The organism is Kitasatospora sp. NPDC048296, from assembly GCF_043201815.1.
GTDB lineage: Bacteria > Actinomycetota > Actinomycetes > Streptomycetales > Streptomycetaceae > Kitasatospora.
In genome coordinates this window covers 125299-142797 of the sequence record NZ_JBICZB010000010.1, presented here as the reverse complement: position 1 = coordinate 142797, position 17499 = coordinate 125299, and the positions used below count along the sequence as shown (strand labels likewise).

Sequence of the window (17499 nt, the reverse complement as noted above, 5' to 3'; positions counted from 1 at the left end):
CCTAGAGAAACGCCCTCCAGGCGGACACACGCACGTCCGCCCAGGTCAGACCCCGGATTCGCAGCTCCAGGCCGCGGAATTATGTCGAACGCGGGACGGGATGGTCCGTCTGATCGAGGCGTGCGGGCACGAGGTGGTGGCCACCGCTTCCACCGGGCCCGAGACGCTCGAAGCGCTGCGCACCCACCGCCCGGACGCGTCCGTGGTCGACGTGCGGATGCCGCCGACCCAGTCGGACGAGGGCCTGCGGGCGGCGCTGGCCGCGCGCAAGGAGCTGCCCGGGCTGCCGGTGCTGATCCTCTCCCAGCACGTGGAGCAGCTGTACGCACGGGAGTTGCTGGCGGACGGCTCCGGCGGGGTCGGCTACCTGCTCAAGGAGAGCGTGTTCGACGCCGACCAGTTCATCGGCTCGCTGGAGCGGGTCGCGGCCGGCGGGACGGCGATGGACCCGGCCGTCATCGCCAAGCTGCTGTCGGCGAGCCCGCCGGAGCGGGGGCTCAGCCAGCTCACCGAGCGCGAGTACGAGGTGCTGGGCCTGATGGCCGAGGGGCTGTCCAACCAGGCCATCGGGCGGCGGCTGTTCCTCAGCGACAGTGCGATCAGCAAGTACACCACCTCGATGTTCGGCAAGCTCGGCATCGCCGCCGACGACGACGACACCAACCGCCGGGTGCGGGCCGTGCTCACCTACCTGAACCAGTCATGAACCGGTCGGCGCGGTAGGGGAGTTGCCCTGAGGCGCGGGCGTCCCCACACTGGGGTGACCTGACCGGAGGAGGTGGCATCGTGTGGGCCTTCGCGGGGTTCCTCCTCGTTTCGGCGGCGTACCTGGTCTGGACGGTCCTGTGGTGCCGGTCCGCGCAGGAGGAGCTGTACCGGGCCGAGCGGAGCGTCACCGAGCCGGCCGGTCCTGAGCTGGAGCTGTACGAACTGGCCGCGGTGGCAGACCACTTGGCGGAGCTGCTGCTGTTCGAGGCGTACGAGCGCGGAGCCGTGAACGTGAGCGCCTCCGGTTACCTGACGGCCGAGGGCCGCTCCGGCGGCCGCAGCTTCTACTCGGCTCTGCTGGCGGCGCTGGAGGCCCGGCCGGGCGGCGATCTGCTCGCTGTGGAGGCCGAGTTGAATCGGCAGCCGGAGCTGAGGGAGGTCCACCGGGACCTGGCGGCACGCGGGCTGGTCCGGGACGCGGAGCTGCGCCGCCGGCTCGACCGGGCGGTGGACTGGGGGATCGGCAGTTACCCGCTGATCGTGGTGCTCGGGCTGGTCAGCGTCATCTGGGCGGCGGCGGAGCACCGGAACGTCCTGGTCCCGCTGGGGGCGTTCGCGCTGCTGCTCGCCGTCGCGGCGCTGGTCGGCAGCCGGGCGTACCGGAGCTCCTACCGGCACCGCACGGTGCACGGCGAGCGGCTGCTCGGTCTCGCCCGTGACGACGACCGCTGGCAGGACGTCCCTGGCCGGGTCGTCCTGAACGGCCTCTACGGCCTGCGGGACGGGCACCCGCTGTACGGCGCCCGGAAGGCGTCGCACGCCCGGGAGATGGAGGAGTGGAGGCGCCGCCAGGCCCAGGAGGACAAGGGCAACGGCGGCCTCGGCGGGATCTGAGCCCGTTCCGGCGGTCGGACGGTGAGGCCGTCGGCGAGCTGGGTGGGGCCGGGGGCGCCCGACGGTTGGCGGTAGGAGCGGGGAATTCCCTGGTGGATCGGCCGTCATCGCGTGGACAGATCTTTGTCGGGAGCGACTTCCGGTGACACCGCCGTCACCTTCCCGGCGGCGAAATCCGGTTCGGCCCGACGCAGCGCCCCGGCGCTCAGCAGCAGGGCGAAGACGAGCAGGGTGACCAGCCCGAAGGAGACGGTGAGCGACGTCGCCTGGGCGAGGGCGCCGATCACGGCGGGGGCGATCAGGCCGGAGGTGTAGGTGACGGTGGCGACGCCCGCGATGGCCTGGCTGGGGTTGCTGCCGATCCGTCCGGCGGCCGCGAAGGCGAGCGGGACGATCACCGCGACGCCGACGCCGATCAGTGCGAAGCCCGGGACGGCCACCGCCGGGTGGTCGGCGGCCACCACCAGCACCCCGCCGACGGCGGCGATCGCCCCGCCCAGCCGGGTGGTGCGGACGGCGCCGAGGCGGCGGATCACCGCGTCCCCGGCGAGCCGGCTGACCGCCATGGTGAGTGAGAAGGCGGTGTACGAGGCGGCCGCGACGGTGGCGGAGGCGCCGGTGACGTCCTTCAGGTAGACGCCGCTCCAGTCCATCGAGGCGCCCTCACCGAACACCGCGCAGAAGCCGACCAGTCCGATCACCAGCGAGCTGCGCGGCGGCAGCGCGAAGCGCGGCGGCGCCTGCGCCTCCTCGGGCGCCCGCAGGTCGGGCAGGCCCCGGCAGACCGGCTGGGCGAGGGCGAGCAGGACGAGCGCGGTGACGGCCAGCTGGAGCCGGGCGTCGAGGTCGAGGTGCGCGGCCAGGATGCCGAAGCCGGAGGCCAGCAGGCCGCCCGCGCTCCACATCCCGTGCAGCCCGGACATGATCGAGCGGCCGAGCCGCTGCTCGATCTCCACACCCTGGGCGTTCATCGCGACGTCCGCCATGCCCGCCGTGGCGCCGTACACCAGCAGTACCGCGCACAGCACCGGCAGTGCGGGGGCGAGCGCGGGCAGGGTGAGGGTCAGGCACCAGAGCGAGATCAGCCCGCGCACCGCCGCCCGGCCGCCGTAGCGGTGGACGAAGCGTCCGGCCAGCGGCATCGCGAGGGAGGAGCCGACGGCAGGCATGACGAGCGCCAGGCCGAGCTGGCCGGGGGAGAGGTCCAGCCGGTCCTGGATCCACGGGATACGGGTGACGAAGGTGCCGCCGACGGCGCCGTGCACGGCGAAGACCAGCGCGATGCTCGCCCGGGCCCGGCGTGGGGCCTCCAGTGGTTCGAGTGTGTTCACGGTCATGCGGCTTTCCCTCCCGGTCGCGCGGGGCGGGGCGCGACGGTGCCCTGTGGGTGGTCTACGTGCAGGCCGATCGGTCCGCGCGGCGGACGCGGCCGTCCGGCGGACGGTTCGATAAACTATCAGGAAGGGACCCTGATAGAAACACTCTGGAAGGATGAGCTGCCATGACCACCGCGCGTACGGCCACGCCGAGCACCGCCCGGGCGATCAACGACCGGCTGGCGCTCAACCTCCTGCTCGAACAGGGCCCGCTGACCGCGACCGAGCTGCGCGACCTCACCGGCCTGTCCCGGCCGACCGTCGCCGACCTGCTCGACCGCCTCCAGCGCACCGGCCTGGTCGCCGTCGTCGGCGAACGCGGCGAGCAGCGGCGCGGCCCCAACGCCAGGGTCTACGCCCTGGTCGCCTCCCGCGCCCACATCGCCGCCTTCGACGTCCGCTCCGGCGGCGTCAGCCTGGTCGTCGCCGACCTGGCCGGGCGCACCCTCGCCACCGCAGAGGTCCCGGTCGAGGGCGACGGCGGGCCCGACACCGCCGGGGCGATCGTCGCCACCCTGCTGGAGAGCGCGCGCGGCGCCGGCGTCGAGCGGCTGCACACCGTCGCGGTCGGCGCCCCCGGCCTGGTCGACCCCGCCACCGGGCGCCTGCACAGCACCGGCAACCTCCCCCGCTGGCACGCCGAACTCCTCGCCGCACTGAGGGAGTTGCCCGACACCGAGGTGATCCTGGAGAACGAGGTCAACCTGGCCGGCCGGGCCGAGTACCGGGTCGGCGCCGCCCGGGACCGCGACACCTTCGTGCTGATGTGGCTCGGCCACAGTGTCGGCGCCGCCGTCATCCTGGACGGGCGGCTGCGCCGCGGCTTCTCCGGCGGCACCGGCGAGATCTGCTTCCTGCCCGTCCCCGGCACCGTCGGCCTGCCCAGTGCCGACAGCTGCGAGGGCGGCTTCCACGGGCTGGTCGGCAGCGCCGCCGTCTGCGAACTCGCCCGCGCCCACGGGCTGCCCGCCGGCCCGGCCGGGGACGCGGGCGCCGCCGAGGCCGCGGTGCGCGCCGCGCTGGCCGCCGGGGCACGGGGCGAACCGTTCCTGGACGAGCTGGCCGAGCGGATCGCGCTCGGCGCGGCCGGCGTCTGCGTGGTGCTCGACCCCGGCTGCGTGGTGCTCGGCGGCGAGATCGGCCGGGCCGGCGGCGCCGAACTGGCCGGACGGGTGGAACGGCGCCTCGCCGGGTTCTCCCCACTGCGCACCGAGGTGCGCGCCGGTACGGCAGGTGGCGGCGCGGTGCTCGCCGGGGCCGTCCTCACCGCGGGCGACGCGGTCCGCCAGGACCTGTTCGGCGAGCCGTAGGGGAGTTTCCCGTCAATGTCCCCGGTACGGCAGGATGGCGGCCGGGGGCGCGTACCTCCGTACCTCGAACCACCGTCAGGAGTCGCACATGGGCCAGCCCGGGGTGCCGGTCAACCCGTACCGCATCGGTGAGGCCGCGGCGCTGCTCGGCGTCAGCTCGGACACCATGCGGCGCTGGGTGGACGCCGGGAAGATCGCCGCCGTGCGGGACGAGCACGGGCACCGGATCATCCCCGGCGCCGAGCTCGCCGCCTTCGCCCGCGAGCTGGCCCGCCCGGAGGTCGCCGAGGCCGAGGGCCGGCCGTCCTCCGCGCGCAACCGCTTCCCCGGGATCGTCACCGAGGTGCGGCTCGGCGACGTGGCCGCGCAGGTGGAGGTGCAGGCCGGGCCCTTCCGGGTGGTGTCGCTGATCAGCCGGGAGTCGGCGGAGGAGCTGAACCTGGTCCCCGGCGCACCGGCCACGGCGGTCATCAAGTCCACCAACGTGATGATCGAACGACGCTAGCCCTGTCCTCCACCCGACCCCCTGGCCTTCTGGACTGATTCGATGAGTCTCGCCCGCACCGCCCCCGTGCCCGCCCCCGCCGACCGCCGCCCGGTGCTCGCCGTCGCCCACCGCGGCGACCCGTACCGCTACCGCGAGAACACCCTGCCCTCGGTCGAGTCCGCGCTCGCCGCCGGGGCCGACGCCGTCGAGGTGGACGTCCAGCTCACCCGCGACAAGGTGCCGGTGCTGCTGCACGACCGCACCCTGGAGCGGCTCTGGGGCGACCCGCGCGCCATCGACCGGGTCACCGTCGAGCAGCTGGACGAGCTGCGCCGGGGCGACCTGGCGATCCCCACCCTCGCCGAGGCGGTCAAGAGCGTCGCGGCCGCGAACGGCCCCCGGCTGCTGATCGACCTGGACGAGCCCGGCCCGGCCGCCGCCACCTGGTCCGTCGTCACGGGGCTCGGCGCCGAACGGCTGGTCGCCTTCTGCGGCCCCGTCACCGCCATGCTCGCGGTGCGCGAACTCACCCCGAACGCCTCCATCGCGCTCACCTGGAAGCAGCCCCGGATGCCCGCGCCCGCCCTGCTGAAGGACCTGCGCCCGGCCTTCCTCAACCCGCCGTTCGGCCTGGTCACCCCCGAGTTCGTCGGCGCCGCGGCGGACGCCGGGCTCGCCGTCTCCACCTGGACGGCCGACCTGCGGCGCACCATGCGCCGGCTGCGCGACACCGGGGTCGACTCCATCACCACCAACCGGATCTCCGTGCTGCGCTCGGTGCTGGACGGCCGCCGGTGAGGGTGCTCAGCACCCGGGAGCTCGGCCGGGCCCTGCTGGCCCGTCAGCACCTGCTCGCCCGCACCGACCTGGAGCCTTCCGAGGTCATCCACCACCTCGGCGGGCTCCAGGCCCAGGCCGTACCGCAGCCGCCCTACCTCGGGCTGCTCTCCCGGCTGGACGCCTTCTCCCCGGAGCGGCTGAGCACGCTGATCGAACAGCGGGCGGTGGTCCGGATCGCCCTCCAGCGCGGCACCATCCATCTGGTCACCGCCGAGGACTGCCGGACGCTGCGCCCGCTGCTCCAGCCCGTCCTGGACCAGGCGCTGCGCACCACCTACGGCAAGCGGCTGGCCGGGCTGGACCTCGACGTGCTGGCGGGCGAGGCCCGGGCGCTGGTCGAGGCGCAGCCGCGCACCTTCCAGCAGCTCGGCGCGCTGCTGGCCGAGAGCCGCCCGGACCGCGACCCGGCCGCGCTCGCCCAGGCGGCGCGGTGCCTGCTGCCACTGGTGCAGGTGCCGCCGCGCGGCCTGTGGGGGCGCAGCGGCCCGGCCGCGCACACCACCGCCGAGGCCTGGCTCGGCCGCCCGATGGACCCCGCACCCGCGCCGGACCGGCTGGTGCTGCGCTACCTGGCGGCCTTCGGCCCGGCCGACGCGGCGGACCTCAGGAAGTGGTGCGGGCTCACCGGGCTCGGCCCGGTGCTGGGGCGGCTCGCGCCGCGGTTGCTGACCTTCCGGGACGAGCGGGGCCGGCTGCTGTACGACCTGCCGGAGGCGCCCCGGCCGGAGCCGGATGTCCCGGCGCCGGTGCGACTGGTCGCGCCCTTCGACAACCTGCTGCTCTCGCACGCCGACCGCAGCCGGGTGCTGCCGGAGGAGTACAAGGGGTGGGTGATGACCCGGAACGGGCTCGTGCTCGGCACCCTGCTGGTGGACGGGCTGGTCGCCGGGACGTGGCGGCTGACGGGGGAGCAGGAGGTCGTCGTCCAGCCGTTCGTCCGGCTGGCGCGGGCCGACCGGGAGGCGGCGGAGGCGGAGGCGCGACGGGTGCTGGCCTTCGCGGGTGCGGGTGCGGGTGCGGGTGCGGGTGCGGGCGGGGGCGGGGCCGTACGGATCCAGGCAGCCACTTAGCCGCAAAACGGGCAGATCGTCAGATTCTCTGTTGAGATGGGTCGGTTCGGACTCAACGACGATCCCCGGCGGAGGTGGCCGTGTCCGTGGAGCGCCCGCCCGGTGGGCAGCCCGACCACCGCAGGCCGTACCTGATGCTGCCACCGGCCGTTCGGGGGGCGGCGGCCTGGTCGGTGGCGGTGATCCTGCTGATCGCCGTCGCCTCACTGCTGGTCTTCGCCCTGGTGGAGCTGCGGGCGGCGACCGTGCCGTTCGTCCTGGCGCTGCTCGGGGCCGCGCTGCTGCACCCCGTGGTGCCCTGGCTGGTCCGCCGGGGTGTGAGCCGAAGCCTGGCGGCCGGGCTGACCTGCGTCGTGCTGGTCGCGGCGGTGGCCGGGGTGATCGTGCTGCTGGTCAACTCCCTGGTGCACAGCGCCCCGCACATCGCCGCCTCGCTCCCGGCGGCCGGCAAGCGGCTGGCCGACTGGCTGGGCCCGTTCGGGGAGAAGATCCAGCACGCCCTGACCAATGCCAAGGGCGAGACCAACTCGCTGGTCTCCACGCTCACCAGCGGCGTGCTCTCGGGCCTGGGCCTGCTCACCCAGCTGATCACCGGCGGGGTGCTGGCGCTGGCCCTGGTCTTCTTCTTCCTCCGTGACGGCCACCGCACCGGCGACGCCATCCGCTCCTACCTGCCCGGGCGCGGCGCCGAAACCGTGATCGCCTGCGCCGTGCGCGCCTTCGAGGCGATGGCCGGCTTCATGCGCGGCACCACCCTGATCGCCCTGCTCGACGCCGGCTTCATCACCATCGGCCTGCTCGCCCTCGGCGTCCCCGGTGCGCCGGGCCTCGGCGCGCTGGTCTTCATGGGCGCCTACATCCCCTTCGTCGGGGCCTTCCTGTCCGGCACGGTGGCCGTGCTGGTCGCCCTCGCCGACGGCGGGCTCGGGACGGCGCTGTGGGCGCTCGGCGTGGTGCTGACGGTCCAGATGATCGAGGGCAACATCCTGCAGCCGATCATCCAGAGCCGCACGGTCGAGCTGCACCCGGCGACGATCATGGTCGCCGTGGTCGCCGGCGCCGGCGTCGCGGGCATCATCGGCGCCCTGCTCGCCGTCCCGGTCTGCGCCGCGGGGAGCGGAGTGATCTCGGTGCTACGGGGTCTGGCGACCGGCCCCGAATAAGCCTGTTGCCCTGGGCGGGGTGGACGTGCGAGCATCACTAATGCGACGCCAGTCGCAATAGTATCCAAGGGGTGTGGATGGAACTGTTCGAGGTGGCCGAGGCGGGGGCCGGGCCGTACGGGGTGACCGTGGGGCCGGACGGGGGCGTGTGGTTCACGCTCGTGCACGCCGGGGAGATCGGGCGGCTGGCGGCGGACGGCTCGGTGGAGCGGTTCGGGCTGGGCGCGCCGGGGTGCGGGCCGTCGGTGATCACCGTGGGGCCCGACGGGGCCCTGTGGTTCAGCCGGATGCGGGACCACCGGATCGGGCGGATCACGGTGGACGGTGAGGTGGGCTCGTACGGGGTGCCGACGCAGAACGCCGGGCCGTACGGGATCGCGGCCGGGCCCGGCGGGGCGCTCTGGTTCACCGAGCTGAACGTCGACCGGGTCGGGCGGATCACCGTGGACGGGCAGGTGACGGAGTTTCCGCTGCCGCTGGCCGGGGCTTTCCCGTCGCTGATCACCGCTGGGGCGGACGGCGCGCTGTGGTGCACGCTCAACCAGGCGAACGCCGTCGCCCGGGTGGGCGTCGAGGGCGAGGTGACCGTCCACCGGCTGCCCACCGAGGGCACCGCGCCGGTCGGGATCACGGCCGGGGCGGACGGCGCGCTCTGGTACGTGGGGATCGGCGGCGGGCTGGTCGGGCGGATCACCGTGGACGGGCAGGTCACCGAGTACCCGCTGGCCGACCGGGCCGCCAAGCCGCACGCGATCGCCGCCGGCCTCGACGGGCGGCTCTGGTTCACCGAGTGGGGCGCCGGCCGGATCGGGGTGCTGACCCCGGACGGACGGCTGGACGGGCACCCGGTCCCCGGCCCGGGCGCCGAGCCGCACGGGATCGCCGTCGGCCCGGACGGCGCGGTGTACGCGGCGCTGGAGCGCGGCCAGATCGCCCGACTGGCGGACTGAGCGAGCGCGACGGCGCGCTCGGGGCCCGGGCGGGTGGTCCCGGCGCGGGCCCGGGAACTCGGGCCCAGCGGCCCCGGGCGGGCGGGCCCAAGGGCCCTGGGGTGCGGTGGCGGTGCGTTCGGATCATGGAGCGTCATCATTCGCACGACGTTCCGAAGGAGTGCGTCCTTGAGCGCCACCCAGGCACAGGGCGACCCCACCTCACCGCCAACGCCCCTGCCGACAGGGGCGGTTCGGTCCCGCCGACCCGGCTCGGCCGTGGTCAGGCTGCTGACCACCACCGACCACAAGACGATCGGCACCATGTATCTGGTGTCCTCGTTCGCGTTCTTCCTGATCGGCGGCATCCTCGCGCTGGTCATGCGCGCCGAACTCGCCCGGCCCGGCACCCAGATCCTCTCCAACGAGCAGTTCAACCAGGCCTTCACCATGCACGGTTCGGTGATGCTGCTGCTCTTCGCGATGCCGCTGTTCACCGGCTTCGCGAACTGGATCATGCCGCTGCAGATCGGCGCCCCGGACGTGGCCTTCCCGCGCCTGAACATGCTGTCCTACTGGCTGTTCATGTTCGGCTCGCTGATCGCCGCCGCCGGCTTCCTCACCCCGCAGGGCGCCGCCGACTTCGGCTGGTTCGCCTACGCGCCGCTGTCCGACGCCGTCCACTCGCCGGGCGTCGGCTCCGACATGTGGATCATGGGCGTGACGCTGTCCGGCTTCGGCAGCATCTTCGGTGCGGTCAACTTCATCACCACCATCATCTGCATGCGGGCCCCCGGACTGACCATGTTCCGGATGTCCATCTTCTGCTGGAACGTGCTGCTCACCTCGGTGCTGGTGCTGCTGGTCTTCCCGGTGCTGGCCGCCGCGCTGCTCGCGCTCGAATGCGACCGCAAGTTCGGCTCGCACGTCTTCGACCCGGCCAACGGCGGGGCGATGCTGTGGCAACACCTGTTCTGGTTCTTCGGCCATCCGGAGGTGTACATCCTGGCGCTGCCGTTCTTCGGCATCGTCTCGGAGGTCATCCCGGTGTTCAGCCGCAAACCGATGTTCGGCTACGCGGGCCTGATCGCCGCGACGGTGGCCATCGCGGGCCTGTCGGTGACGGTGTGGGCGCACCACATGTACGTCACCGGGCAGGTGCTGCTGCCGTTCTTCTCCTTCATGACCTTCCTGATCGCGGTGCCGACGGGGGTCAAGTTCTTCAACTGGGTCGGCACCATGTGGAAGGGCTCGCTGAGTTTCGAGACACCGATGCTGTGGACGGTCGGCTTCCTGGTCACCTTCCTGTTCGGTGGACTGACGGGCGTGCTGCTCGCCGCGCCGCCGATCGACTTCCACGTCTCCGACTCGTACTTCGTCGTCGCGCACTTCCACTACACGCTGTTCGGCACGGTGGTGTACGCGATGTTCGCCGGCTTCCACTTCTGGTGGCCCAAGATGACCGGCAAGAAGCTCGACGAGCGGCTCGGCAGGATCACCTTCTGGACGCTCACCGTCGGCTTCCACACGACGTTCCTGGTGCAGCACTGGCTCGGCGCGGAGGGCATGCCGCGCCGGTACGCCGACTACCTGGCCTCGGACGGCTTCACCACGCTCAACACCGTCTCGACCATCGGGTCCTTCCTGCTCGGGCTGTCGATCCTGCCGTTCCTCTACAACGTCTGGAAGACCGCCAAGTACGGCGAGCGCGTGACCGGGGACGACCCGTGGGGCTGGGGCCGCTCGCTGGAGTGGGCCACCTCCTGCCCGCCGCCCCGGCACAACTTCGTCAAGCTGCCGCGGATCCGGTCGGAATCGCCGGCCTTCGACCTGCACCACCCGGACATCGCGGCCCGGGACGTGCTGGAGAACACCGGTAGACCGGCCGCGTACCTCGGCGACGTGGAGCCGGCGAAGTACGACCGGCCGCTGCCGCGGGCGGAGCGGGGGCGGGTGTCGTCCTCGTCCTCCTCCCCGTCCGGCTCCGACGGCTGAGGCCGTACCGGGGCCGTACCCCTGAACGCCGTCCCCGCCCGCGTCGCTGCCCCCGGGCGGGCGGGGACGGCTCCCCTGCCCCCATCCCCTGTCCGCGAACTGCGTGCGATCCCCGTGCGATCCCCGATCCCCGTGCGCCTAGGAAGGCCGGCCCGTGACCCACACCGTCCTCGCCATCGGCACCGCCGCCCTCACCGCCAGCGGCTGCGTCTGGTACCTGCCCGCCATCGCCGACCTCCAGGCCGGCGCCGACCGGCCCCGCTCCACCCGTACGGCCGCGGCGGCCTGCGTGATGTGGTGGGCGGGGCTGGCGTTGGCCGGCGCGCTGCTGCTCGCCCTGTCGGACTGGCGCCCCGCCGCCCAGGTGGCTCTCGCCGGGCTGGTCGGCGGTACGGCCCTGCGGGTGCGGGCCCGGTGGGACCGTCGCGGCGAGCAGCGGGAGACCGCCGCCCGCTGGGCCGCCCTGGACGTCGGCCCGGTGCCGTGTACGGGCCGCCCGGCGGCGGTGGCGCTGACGGGGTGGCTGATCGTGGGCGCGGCGGTGGCCTCGCTGGGGGCGGTGGCGATCCTGCTGTCGAGCGGGGGCGACGTCGTGCCGAGGGTGGCGCTGGCGGCGGCCGGCGGCGCCGGGGTGGCGCTCGCGTTCCTGCTCATGGGGCTGGGGAACGTACGGCGGCAGGGACGCTGAAGGGGCGTTGCTCCCGGAATGGGGCCATTGGACCCTGCTCCCGTGAGGCCGGGCGGGGGATGATGCGGTGGGCCCCGCTGGGAGTGTGCGGGGGGTGACGAAGGTGGAGCCGCGTGATGGCGACCAAGGCGGAGGGTGTCGGGGATTCGGCGCCGGTCCGGGTGTTCCTGCTGGACGACCACGAGGTGGTGCGCCGTGGGGTGCACGACCTGCTGGACGGCGAGCCGGACCTGGAGGTGGTCGGGGAGGCCGCGACGGCCGAACAGGCCCTGGTGCGGGTGCCGGCGCTGCGGCCCGACGTGGCGGTGCTGGACGTGCGGCTGGGCGACGGGGACGGGGTGTCGGTCTGCCGTGAGCTGCGGTCCCGGATGCCCGACCTGGCCTGTCTGATGCTGACCTCCTTCGACGACGAGGAGGCGCTCCTCGACGCCGTGATGGCGGGCGCGGCCGGCTATGTGCTGAAGCAGATCAGCGGTACCGACCTGGTCGCCGCCGTCCGTACCGTCGCCTCCGGCCGGTCGATGCTCGACCCCGGTGCGGCGACCCGACTGCTGAACCGGCTGCGCAGCGACGCCGAGCCCGCCCGGCCGGTGACCGCCGGGCCGGGGCTGACCGCGCGTGAGCAGGAGGTGCTGGCACTGATCGGGGAGGGCCTGACCAACCGGCAGATCGGCGAGCGGCTCTACCTGGCCGAGAAGACGGTGAAGAACCACGTCTCCCGGCTGCTCGCCAAGCTGGGCGTGGAACGCCGGGTGCAGGCGGCGCTGATCGCCACCGAGCTGCGGCAGTCCTCCGCCGCTCAGCCGTCCGTGCTGCGGGTCGGCCGGGGCTGAGGGTCGCCGGGGCTGCGGGGCGGTCGGGGGCTGAGGGCCCGTCCGCCCCGGGCCCCCGGCGCGACCATCGGCCCTCGCGGGCCCGTCCCGCCGGACCCGGACCGCTTGCCGGACCGACCCCCGGTCGGCTTGACTGCCGGCCGGAACGGATTCGATTGCTCGACTACGACACCGAGGCGCGGGACTACGACGACTCACGCGGCGGTGAACCCCGCGCCGAGGCCGCGGCGGCGGCCGTCGAACGGCTGCTGCCGGAGGACGGGCGCACGGTGCTGGACGTTGCCTGCGGGACCGGCATCGTCACCGCCCGGCTGCGCCGCCCCGGTCGGACCGTCCTGGGGGTCGACCGCTCGCCCGGGATGCTGCGCCTGGCCGAGCAGCGCCTGCCCGGCGCCGTCCTCTGCGCGGATGCCACCCGGCTCCCGCTCCGCACGGGCAGCGCGGACGCCGTGGTGCTGGTCTGGCTGCTCCACCTGCTGCCGGATGCCGCGCCCGTCCTGGCGGAGGCCCGCCGGGTGCTGCGCCCGGGCGGGGCGCTGATCACCACGGTGGACAAGAACGACGCGTACTTCACCGAGCCCAGCGACCTCGCCGAGGCCACGGCCGGGCTGCGCCGCCGCCACGCCCCGCAGGTGACGGACAACGTCGAGCGCCTGACCGCCCGGGCGGCTGCCCTCGGCCTCAGCCCGGCGGCCGAGACGTCGTTCCCGGGCCTCGGCCAGGGCCGCAGCCCCCGCGCCTGGCGGGAGTCCGTCGGCAAGGGCCGCATTCTCTGGTGCCGGGACCCCGCCGACGCGGCCACCGCCGTACGGGCGCTCGCCGCGCTTCCCGACCAGGACACCCCGCGCCCCGACCCGCAGTACCGCCTGCTGGCCTTCCGCGCCTGAGGGACGACGGGCGACGGTGACCGCCCGGCCGTTCACGGCCGGGAACTCAGTGCGGATCGCCCTCGATGCGCCCCGCCAGCGCCCGGACGGTGGGCGGGAGTTGACACAGGCGCAGGGCGAGCAGCGGGACGGCGATCCCGAGGTAGACCCAGCCGAGGGCGAACCGGGCCGACTCGCCGGGCAGCGCGAACTGGACGGCGAACAGGGCGAGTAGGAGCGCGGCCTTCCACGGCAGGAAGCGCAGGTCCAGCAGCAGCACCACGGCCAGGACGGTCTGGGCGGCGGTCAGCAGCACCTCGTCCACCTGGCGTTCGACCAGCGGGAGGGAGGCCCCGCCGCCGCCCGCGAGGTGGGCGAGCGGCAGACAACCGACCAGCAGGGTCCACCAGTGGAACCGGAGGGTGCCACCGGCTTTGGCCGGTGGGGGAATCCGGCTTCCCGCGATGGGGGCACCCCCGGCCGGAAGCTGGGGGAGGGACAGGAATAGTCGAATCGCCGTCAAGGCGATCCAGCGTCTCGGGAGAGGCGGTGGTGGGAGCGACTTCAAGCAGGTGCGGCAACTCGGAGTGCTGCCAGGATGACGGCGTGTCACCTGCTTTGCAGCCCCGCGGATGGATCAAGGAGAAGTCGCGCAAGAGCCAAGCCGACTTCGCATGCGTACCCTGCGGCTTCACCTGCAACGCGGACACCAACGCAGCAACCAACGTCGCGGTAGGACAGGCCGTAAGGCCACGGAAGACACCTTCCGGTACCGGAGGGGCAACACCGCGCCAGCGGTCGAGTGCCCGTGAACCTCAACACCCCATCGGTGTTGGAATCCCTCGGCTTCAGCCGGGGGAGGATGTCAAATCAGCAGCAGCGCCGCCGACAGCACACCGAGGCCGAACACCAGCGTGCCCGGCACCGGCGCCGGGCGGACCCCGGCCACGGCGACCGCGAGCCGCGCCGCCGTGGCCGGCCCGCTCGGCGGTGGCGCGGACGGGACGTCGGCGGCGCCCGGGGGCCGGGTGGCGCTCGCGGGTGACTCGTGGGCCATCGGCCGTCCTTGCGCTCGACGCTCGGGGAAACGCGAGCAGGCTAGGGGCGGTTGACGGTGGGCACGGGTGCGCGGCGCCGGGCTACGGCGGAGTTCCCCCGTACGGAGGCTACGGACGGCTGCCCCGGCCGGCCGCTCAGGACCCGAGCGGCGCCTCCCACACCAGCCGGGTGCCGCCGTTCCCGCCGTCCGCCGGGCCGAGGGTGAAGGTCCCGCCGACCCGCTCGGCGCGCTCGGCGAGGTTGCGCAGCCCGCTGCGCCGACCGCCCTCGGGCACGCCCACCCCGTCGTCGGCCACCGTGAGCACCACCTGCCCGGCCAGGGCGCGCAGGGTCACCTCGACCCGGGTGGCGCGGGCGTGCCGGGCGGCGTTGCTGAGCGCCTCGGCGAGGACGGCCACCACGTGCTCGGCCAGCTCCTGCGGCACGTCGGTGTCGAGCAGGCCCTCCATGCTGAGCCGGGGCGCGAAGCCGAGCGGCCCCTGCGCCTCGGTGACGACCCGGGTGGCGCGGGCGCGCAGGCCCCGGTCGGGTTCGCTGTGGGCGCGCAGGCCGAAGATGGTCGAGCGGATGATCTTTATGGTCTCGTCCAGGTCCGCGACCGCCCGGGCGACCCGGTCCGCGGCGGCCGGGCTCTCGATCAGCCGGCCCGCGCTCTGCAGCGTCATCCCGGTGGCGAACAGCCGCTGGATGGCCAGGTCGTGCAGGTCCCGGGCGATCCGGTCGCGGTCCTCCAGCAGGTTCAACTGCTCGGCGTCGCGCCGCCGTTCGGCCAGTTCCAGCGCCAGCGCCGCCTGGTCGGCGAAGCCCAGCAGCGGGCCGGTCTCCTCCGGCCCGAAGGCGGGCTGCCCCTGCGCCCGGGCCAGCAGCAGCACGCCGCGCCCGTACCCGGCGCCGGTGCCCAGCGGTACCGCGACGGCCGGGCCCAGCCCGTCGAAGCGGCCCGCCGGACCGGCCGGGAAGCGGGCGTCGCAGGCCAGTTCGTCGCTGGTCACCGGCGAGCCGGAGGCGTACGCGGCGCCGGAGGCGGTGCCGTCCACCGGCACGGTCACCCCCAGCCGGGCGTCCGGCGAGCCGCCGAGCGCGACCTCGACCGCCAGCTCCTCGGCCCGCTCCCCAGGGCCGGCCAGCGCCACCGAGACGTCCGCCAGTTCGGCGCCCGCGATCTCCCGGGCCCGGCGGGCGATCAGCTCGACCACCTCCAGGCGCGGCGCGCCCGACAGCAGGCTGCGGGTGATCTCGGTGCTCGCCCGCAGCCAGCGCTGGCGCAGCTGCGCCTCCTCGTAGAGGCGGGCGTTGTCGATCGCGACGCCGGCCGCGACCGCCAGGGTGGAGATCACCGCCTCGTCGTCCTCGTCGAAGTCCAGCCCGCCGCGCTTGTCGGTCAGGTAGAGGTTGCCGAACACCTCCCCGTGCACCCGCACCGGCACCCCCAGGAAGGTGTGCATCGGCGGGTGGTTCGCCGGGAAGCCGACCGAGGCCGAGTGTTCGGACAGCACCGGGCAGCGCAGCGGCTGCGGATGGCGGATCAGTTCGCCGAGGATGCCCCGGCCGGCGGGCGGCGGGCCGATCTCGGCGATCTCCTCGTCGGACAGACCCACCGTCAGGAACTGCGACAGCGAGTGCCCGTCCGGCCCGATCACCCCCAGCGCGCCGTAGCGGGCGTCCACCAGATCGACGGCGGCCTCCACGATCCGGTGCAGCGCCTGGGCGAGGTCCAGCTCGCGGCCGACCGCGAGCACCGCCTCCAGCAGGTTGTGCACCCGGTTCTGCGTCCCGCGCGCCGCGTCGATCCGCCACTGCAACTCCTCCAGCAGCTCGTCCAGGCGCAGCCGGGGCATCCGCGCGCCGCCGCCCGCCGCGCTGCCGTCCGCTTCGCCCACCGCTGTCCTCCTCGTGCTCGCTGACCGTCCACCGCTGTGGGGCCGGGCGGCTTCGGTGCCGTCCGACCAGCGGGAATTCCGTGTGCACACGGTAGTGCCCGGGTGTCGACGCGGTGGAGGCCGGGGTCGCACGTAATGTTCCGGCGGACGGGTCCTTCGTCCCGTCGGCGCGGGGCTTGTGGCCTCTGGCGGGGGCCGGACCCGGACGTCAGGGTGGGGACCAGGAGCGGACGGGGCGTCAGGGCGCACCGTTCCCGGCGCCGAGACACTGGAGGAACCGTCATGACGTCAACCGTTGCGGCCGGGGTGGACGGCTCGCCCGCCGGCACCGCCGCCGCCCACTGGGCCGCCGAGGAGGCAGTACGGCGCGGGGCCTCGCTGCGGCTGGTGCACGCCTGGCCGTGGCTGACCGACGGGGTGTCCTCCTTCGCGGAGCCGGACGACCTGCCGGAGGCCGCCCAGCGCACCCTGGCCGCGGCCGCCGACGAGATCCGCGAGCGCCACCCCGGCCTGGCCGTGCACACCGACGTCGTCCTGGACGCGCCCGTGGACGGACTGGTGGCGGCCGCCGCCGACGCCGACCTGCTGGTGCTCGGCTCGCGCGGGCTCGGCGGCTTCACCGGGCTGCTGCTCGGCTCGGTGAGCATGGCGGTGGCCGGTCGGAGCAGCAGGCCGGTGGTCGTGGTACGGGAGGGTCGGGCAACAGGGGGCGAGGTGGTGGTCGGCGTCGACGCGCACGGGCCCGAGGAGGAGGTGCTCGCCTTCGCCTTCCGCGAGGCCGCGCTGCGTGGCGCCCGGCTCCGGGCGGTGCACGGCTGGGACCTGCCGCCGCTGTTCGGCTACGCGGGAGGTGCCGTACCGGCGGGGGAGACCGCCCAGCTGGAGGAGCTGGAGGCCAAGCTGCTGTCGCTCGCCCTGGCCGGGCAGCGCGAGCGGCACCCCGAGGTCGAGGTGGTCGAGGACGTCCGGCTCGGCGCCGCCCGCGGCCTGGTGGAGACCTCCGCCGGGGCCGCCCTGGTCGTGGTCGGCCGGCGCCGCCGCCCGATCGAGCTCGGCCCCCGGCTCGGCCGGGTCGCGCACGCGGCGCTGCACCACGCCGAGGCGCCGGTCGCGGTCGTCCCGCACGGGTGACGTACGTGCTGACGCACGGGCTCACGCACGCGCGACGTCGCATCCGCCGGGCCCTGCGCGACCCGGTCGACGGGCTCGGCCACGTCGAGCCGGTGCCGCGCGCCGGGTACGGGCCGGCCGGCGTGGTCGCACCCCGCCGGCCCGCCCGGGACACGCTCGGTCGGCCCCGGGGTGGCGGCCCGACCGCGTGACAGTGGTGTGCGGCCGCGCCCCACACACGGGCCGCCCACCACTGTCTCCAACGGAGCTCGGCACCGCCGGGGTTCACCC

The 17499-nt window shown here is 74.5% G+C and carries 18 protein-coding genes; 14 read left to right on the top strand and 4 right to left on the bottom strand.

Annotation, left to right across the window (positions count from 1 at the left end; translation table 11 throughout):
* The first annotated feature begins 100 nt into the window (after positions 1 to 100).
* Together ACGF12_RS09515 and ACGF12_RS09510 are read left to right on the top strand one after the other, a co-directional pair.
* On the top strand, positions 101 to 706 hold the full coding sequence (locus ACGF12_RS09515) for a LuxR C-terminal-related transcriptional regulator (protein WP_393027616.1): 606 nt from the start codon (positions 101 to 103) through the stop codon (positions 704 to 706).
* Positions 707 to 786: 80 nt separating this feature from the next.
* Complete coding sequence (locus tag ACGF12_RS09510) at positions 787 to 1602, top strand: TIGR04222 domain-containing membrane protein (protein ID WP_393027601.1); 816 nt, start codon at positions 787 to 789, stop codon at positions 1600 to 1602.
* A 104-nt stretch (positions 1603 to 1706) separates the two neighbouring features.
* Here ACGF12_RS09510 and ACGF12_RS09505 read toward each other — a convergent pair whose 3' ends face one another.
* Positions 1707 to 2939 carry an MFS transporter gene (locus ACGF12_RS09505; RefSeq protein WP_393027599.1) on the bottom strand — a complete coding sequence of 411 codons (1233 nt, stop codon included), beginning with the start codon at positions 2937 to 2939 and terminating at the stop codon, positions 1707 to 1709.
* 164 nt (positions 2940 to 3103) lie between these two features.
* Between ACGF12_RS09505 and ACGF12_RS09500 the strand changes: the two genes are divergently transcribed.
* The 10 genes from ACGF12_RS09500 (at position 3104) to ACGF12_RS09455 (ending at position 13180) form a co-directional block, all read left to right on the top strand.
* The gene (locus ACGF12_RS09500) at positions 3104 to 4288 is read left to right on the top strand and encodes an ROK family transcriptional regulator (protein ID WP_393027597.1); all 1185 of its coding nucleotides are present in this window, start codon (positions 3104 to 3106) and stop codon (positions 4286 to 4288) included.
* 88 nt (positions 4289 to 4376) lie between these two features.
* Positions 4377 to 4793 carry a molybdopterin-binding protein gene (locus tag ACGF12_RS09495; protein ID WP_393027595.1) on the top strand — a complete coding sequence of 139 codons (417 nt, stop codon included), beginning with the start codon at positions 4377 to 4379 and terminating at the stop codon, positions 4791 to 4793.
* A gap of 42 nt (positions 4794 to 4835) precedes the next feature.
* Positions 4836 to 5573 carry a glycerophosphodiester phosphodiesterase gene (locus tag ACGF12_RS09490; RefSeq protein ID WP_393027593.1) on the top strand — a complete coding sequence of 246 codons (738 nt, stop codon included), beginning with the start codon at positions 4836 to 4838 and terminating at the stop codon, positions 5571 to 5573.
* Complete coding sequence (locus ACGF12_RS09485; RefSeq protein ID WP_393027591.1) at positions 5570 to 6685, top strand: winged helix DNA-binding domain-containing protein; 1116 nt, start codon at positions 5570 to 5572, stop codon at positions 6683 to 6685. The genes ACGF12_RS09490 and ACGF12_RS09485 overlap by 4 nt, the downstream gene beginning before the upstream one ends.
* Positions 6686 to 6765: 80 nt before the next feature.
* The gene (locus ACGF12_RS09480; protein ID WP_393027589.1) at positions 6766 to 7848 is read left to right on the top strand and encodes an AI-2E family transporter; all 1083 of its coding nucleotides are present in this window, start codon (positions 6766 to 6768) and stop codon (positions 7846 to 7848) included.
* A 77-nt stretch (positions 7849 to 7925) separates the two neighbouring features.
* Positions 7926 to 8798 (top strand): virginiamycin B lyase, encoded by an 873-nt coding sequence (locus ACGF12_RS09475; RefSeq protein WP_393027587.1) that lies wholly within the window; start codon positions 7926 to 7928, stop codon positions 8796 to 8798.
* Between the two features lie 216 nt (positions 8799 to 9014).
* Positions 9015 to 10772 (top strand): cytochrome c oxidase subunit I, encoded by a 1758-nt coding sequence (gene ctaD, locus ACGF12_RS09470; RefSeq protein ID WP_393027614.1) that lies wholly within the window; start codon positions 9015 to 9017, stop codon positions 10770 to 10772.
* Positions 10773 to 10926: 154 nt separating this feature from the next.
* Positions 10927 to 11460 (top strand): hypothetical protein, encoded by a 534-nt coding sequence (locus tag ACGF12_RS09465; RefSeq protein ID WP_393027585.1) that lies wholly within the window; start codon positions 10927 to 10929, stop codon positions 11458 to 11460.
* 116 nt (positions 11461 to 11576) lie between these two features.
* On the top strand, positions 11577 to 12293 hold the full coding sequence (locus ACGF12_RS09460; RefSeq protein ID WP_393027583.1) for a response regulator: 717 nt from the start codon (positions 11577 to 11579) through the stop codon (positions 12291 to 12293).
* A 155-nt stretch (positions 12294 to 12448) separates the two neighbouring features.
* Positions 12449 to 13180 carry a class I SAM-dependent methyltransferase gene (locus tag ACGF12_RS09455; RefSeq protein ID WP_393027581.1) on the top strand — a complete coding sequence of 244 codons (732 nt, stop codon included), beginning with the start codon at positions 12449 to 12451 and terminating at the stop codon, positions 13178 to 13180.
* 46 nt (positions 13181 to 13226) lie between these two features.
* On the opposite strand, the gene ACGF12_RS09450 is transcribed toward ACGF12_RS09455, so the two are convergent.
* The 3 genes from ACGF12_RS09450 to ACGF12_RS09440 all read right to left on the bottom strand — a co-directional run bounded on the left by ACGF12_RS09450 (position 13227) and on the right by ACGF12_RS09440 (position 16056).
* Positions 13227 to 13682: a hypothetical protein gene (locus ACGF12_RS09450; RefSeq protein WP_393027579.1), complete on the bottom strand. Its 456-nt coding sequence runs from the start codon at positions 13680 to 13682 to the stop codon at positions 13227 to 13229.
* A 342-nt stretch (positions 13683 to 14024) separates the two neighbouring features.
* Positions 14025 to 14216: a hypothetical protein gene (locus ACGF12_RS09445; protein ID WP_393027577.1), complete on the bottom strand. Its 192-nt coding sequence runs from the start codon at positions 14214 to 14216 to the stop codon at positions 14025 to 14027.
* Between the two features lie 136 nt (positions 14217 to 14352).
* On the bottom strand, positions 14353 to 16056 hold the full coding sequence (locus tag ACGF12_RS09440; protein WP_393027611.1) for a GAF domain-containing protein: 1704 nt from the start codon (positions 16054 to 16056) through the stop codon (positions 14353 to 14355).
* 324 nt (positions 16057 to 16380) lie between these two features.
* Here ACGF12_RS09440 and ACGF12_RS09435 point away from each other — a divergent pair, with 324 nt between their 5' ends.
* Both ACGF12_RS09435 and ACGF12_RS09430 read left to right on the top strand, forming a co-directional pair.
* Entirely contained in the window at positions 16381 to 17229 is an 849-nt protein-coding gene (locus tag ACGF12_RS09435; RefSeq protein WP_393027576.1) for a universal stress protein, read from the top strand.
* A 5-nt stretch (positions 17230 to 17234) separates the two neighbouring features.
* On the top strand, positions 17235 to 17420 hold the full coding sequence (locus ACGF12_RS09430) for a hypothetical protein (RefSeq protein WP_393027574.1): 186 nt from the start codon (positions 17235 to 17237) through the stop codon (positions 17418 to 17420).
* Positions 17421 to 17499: the final 79 nt, after the last annotated feature.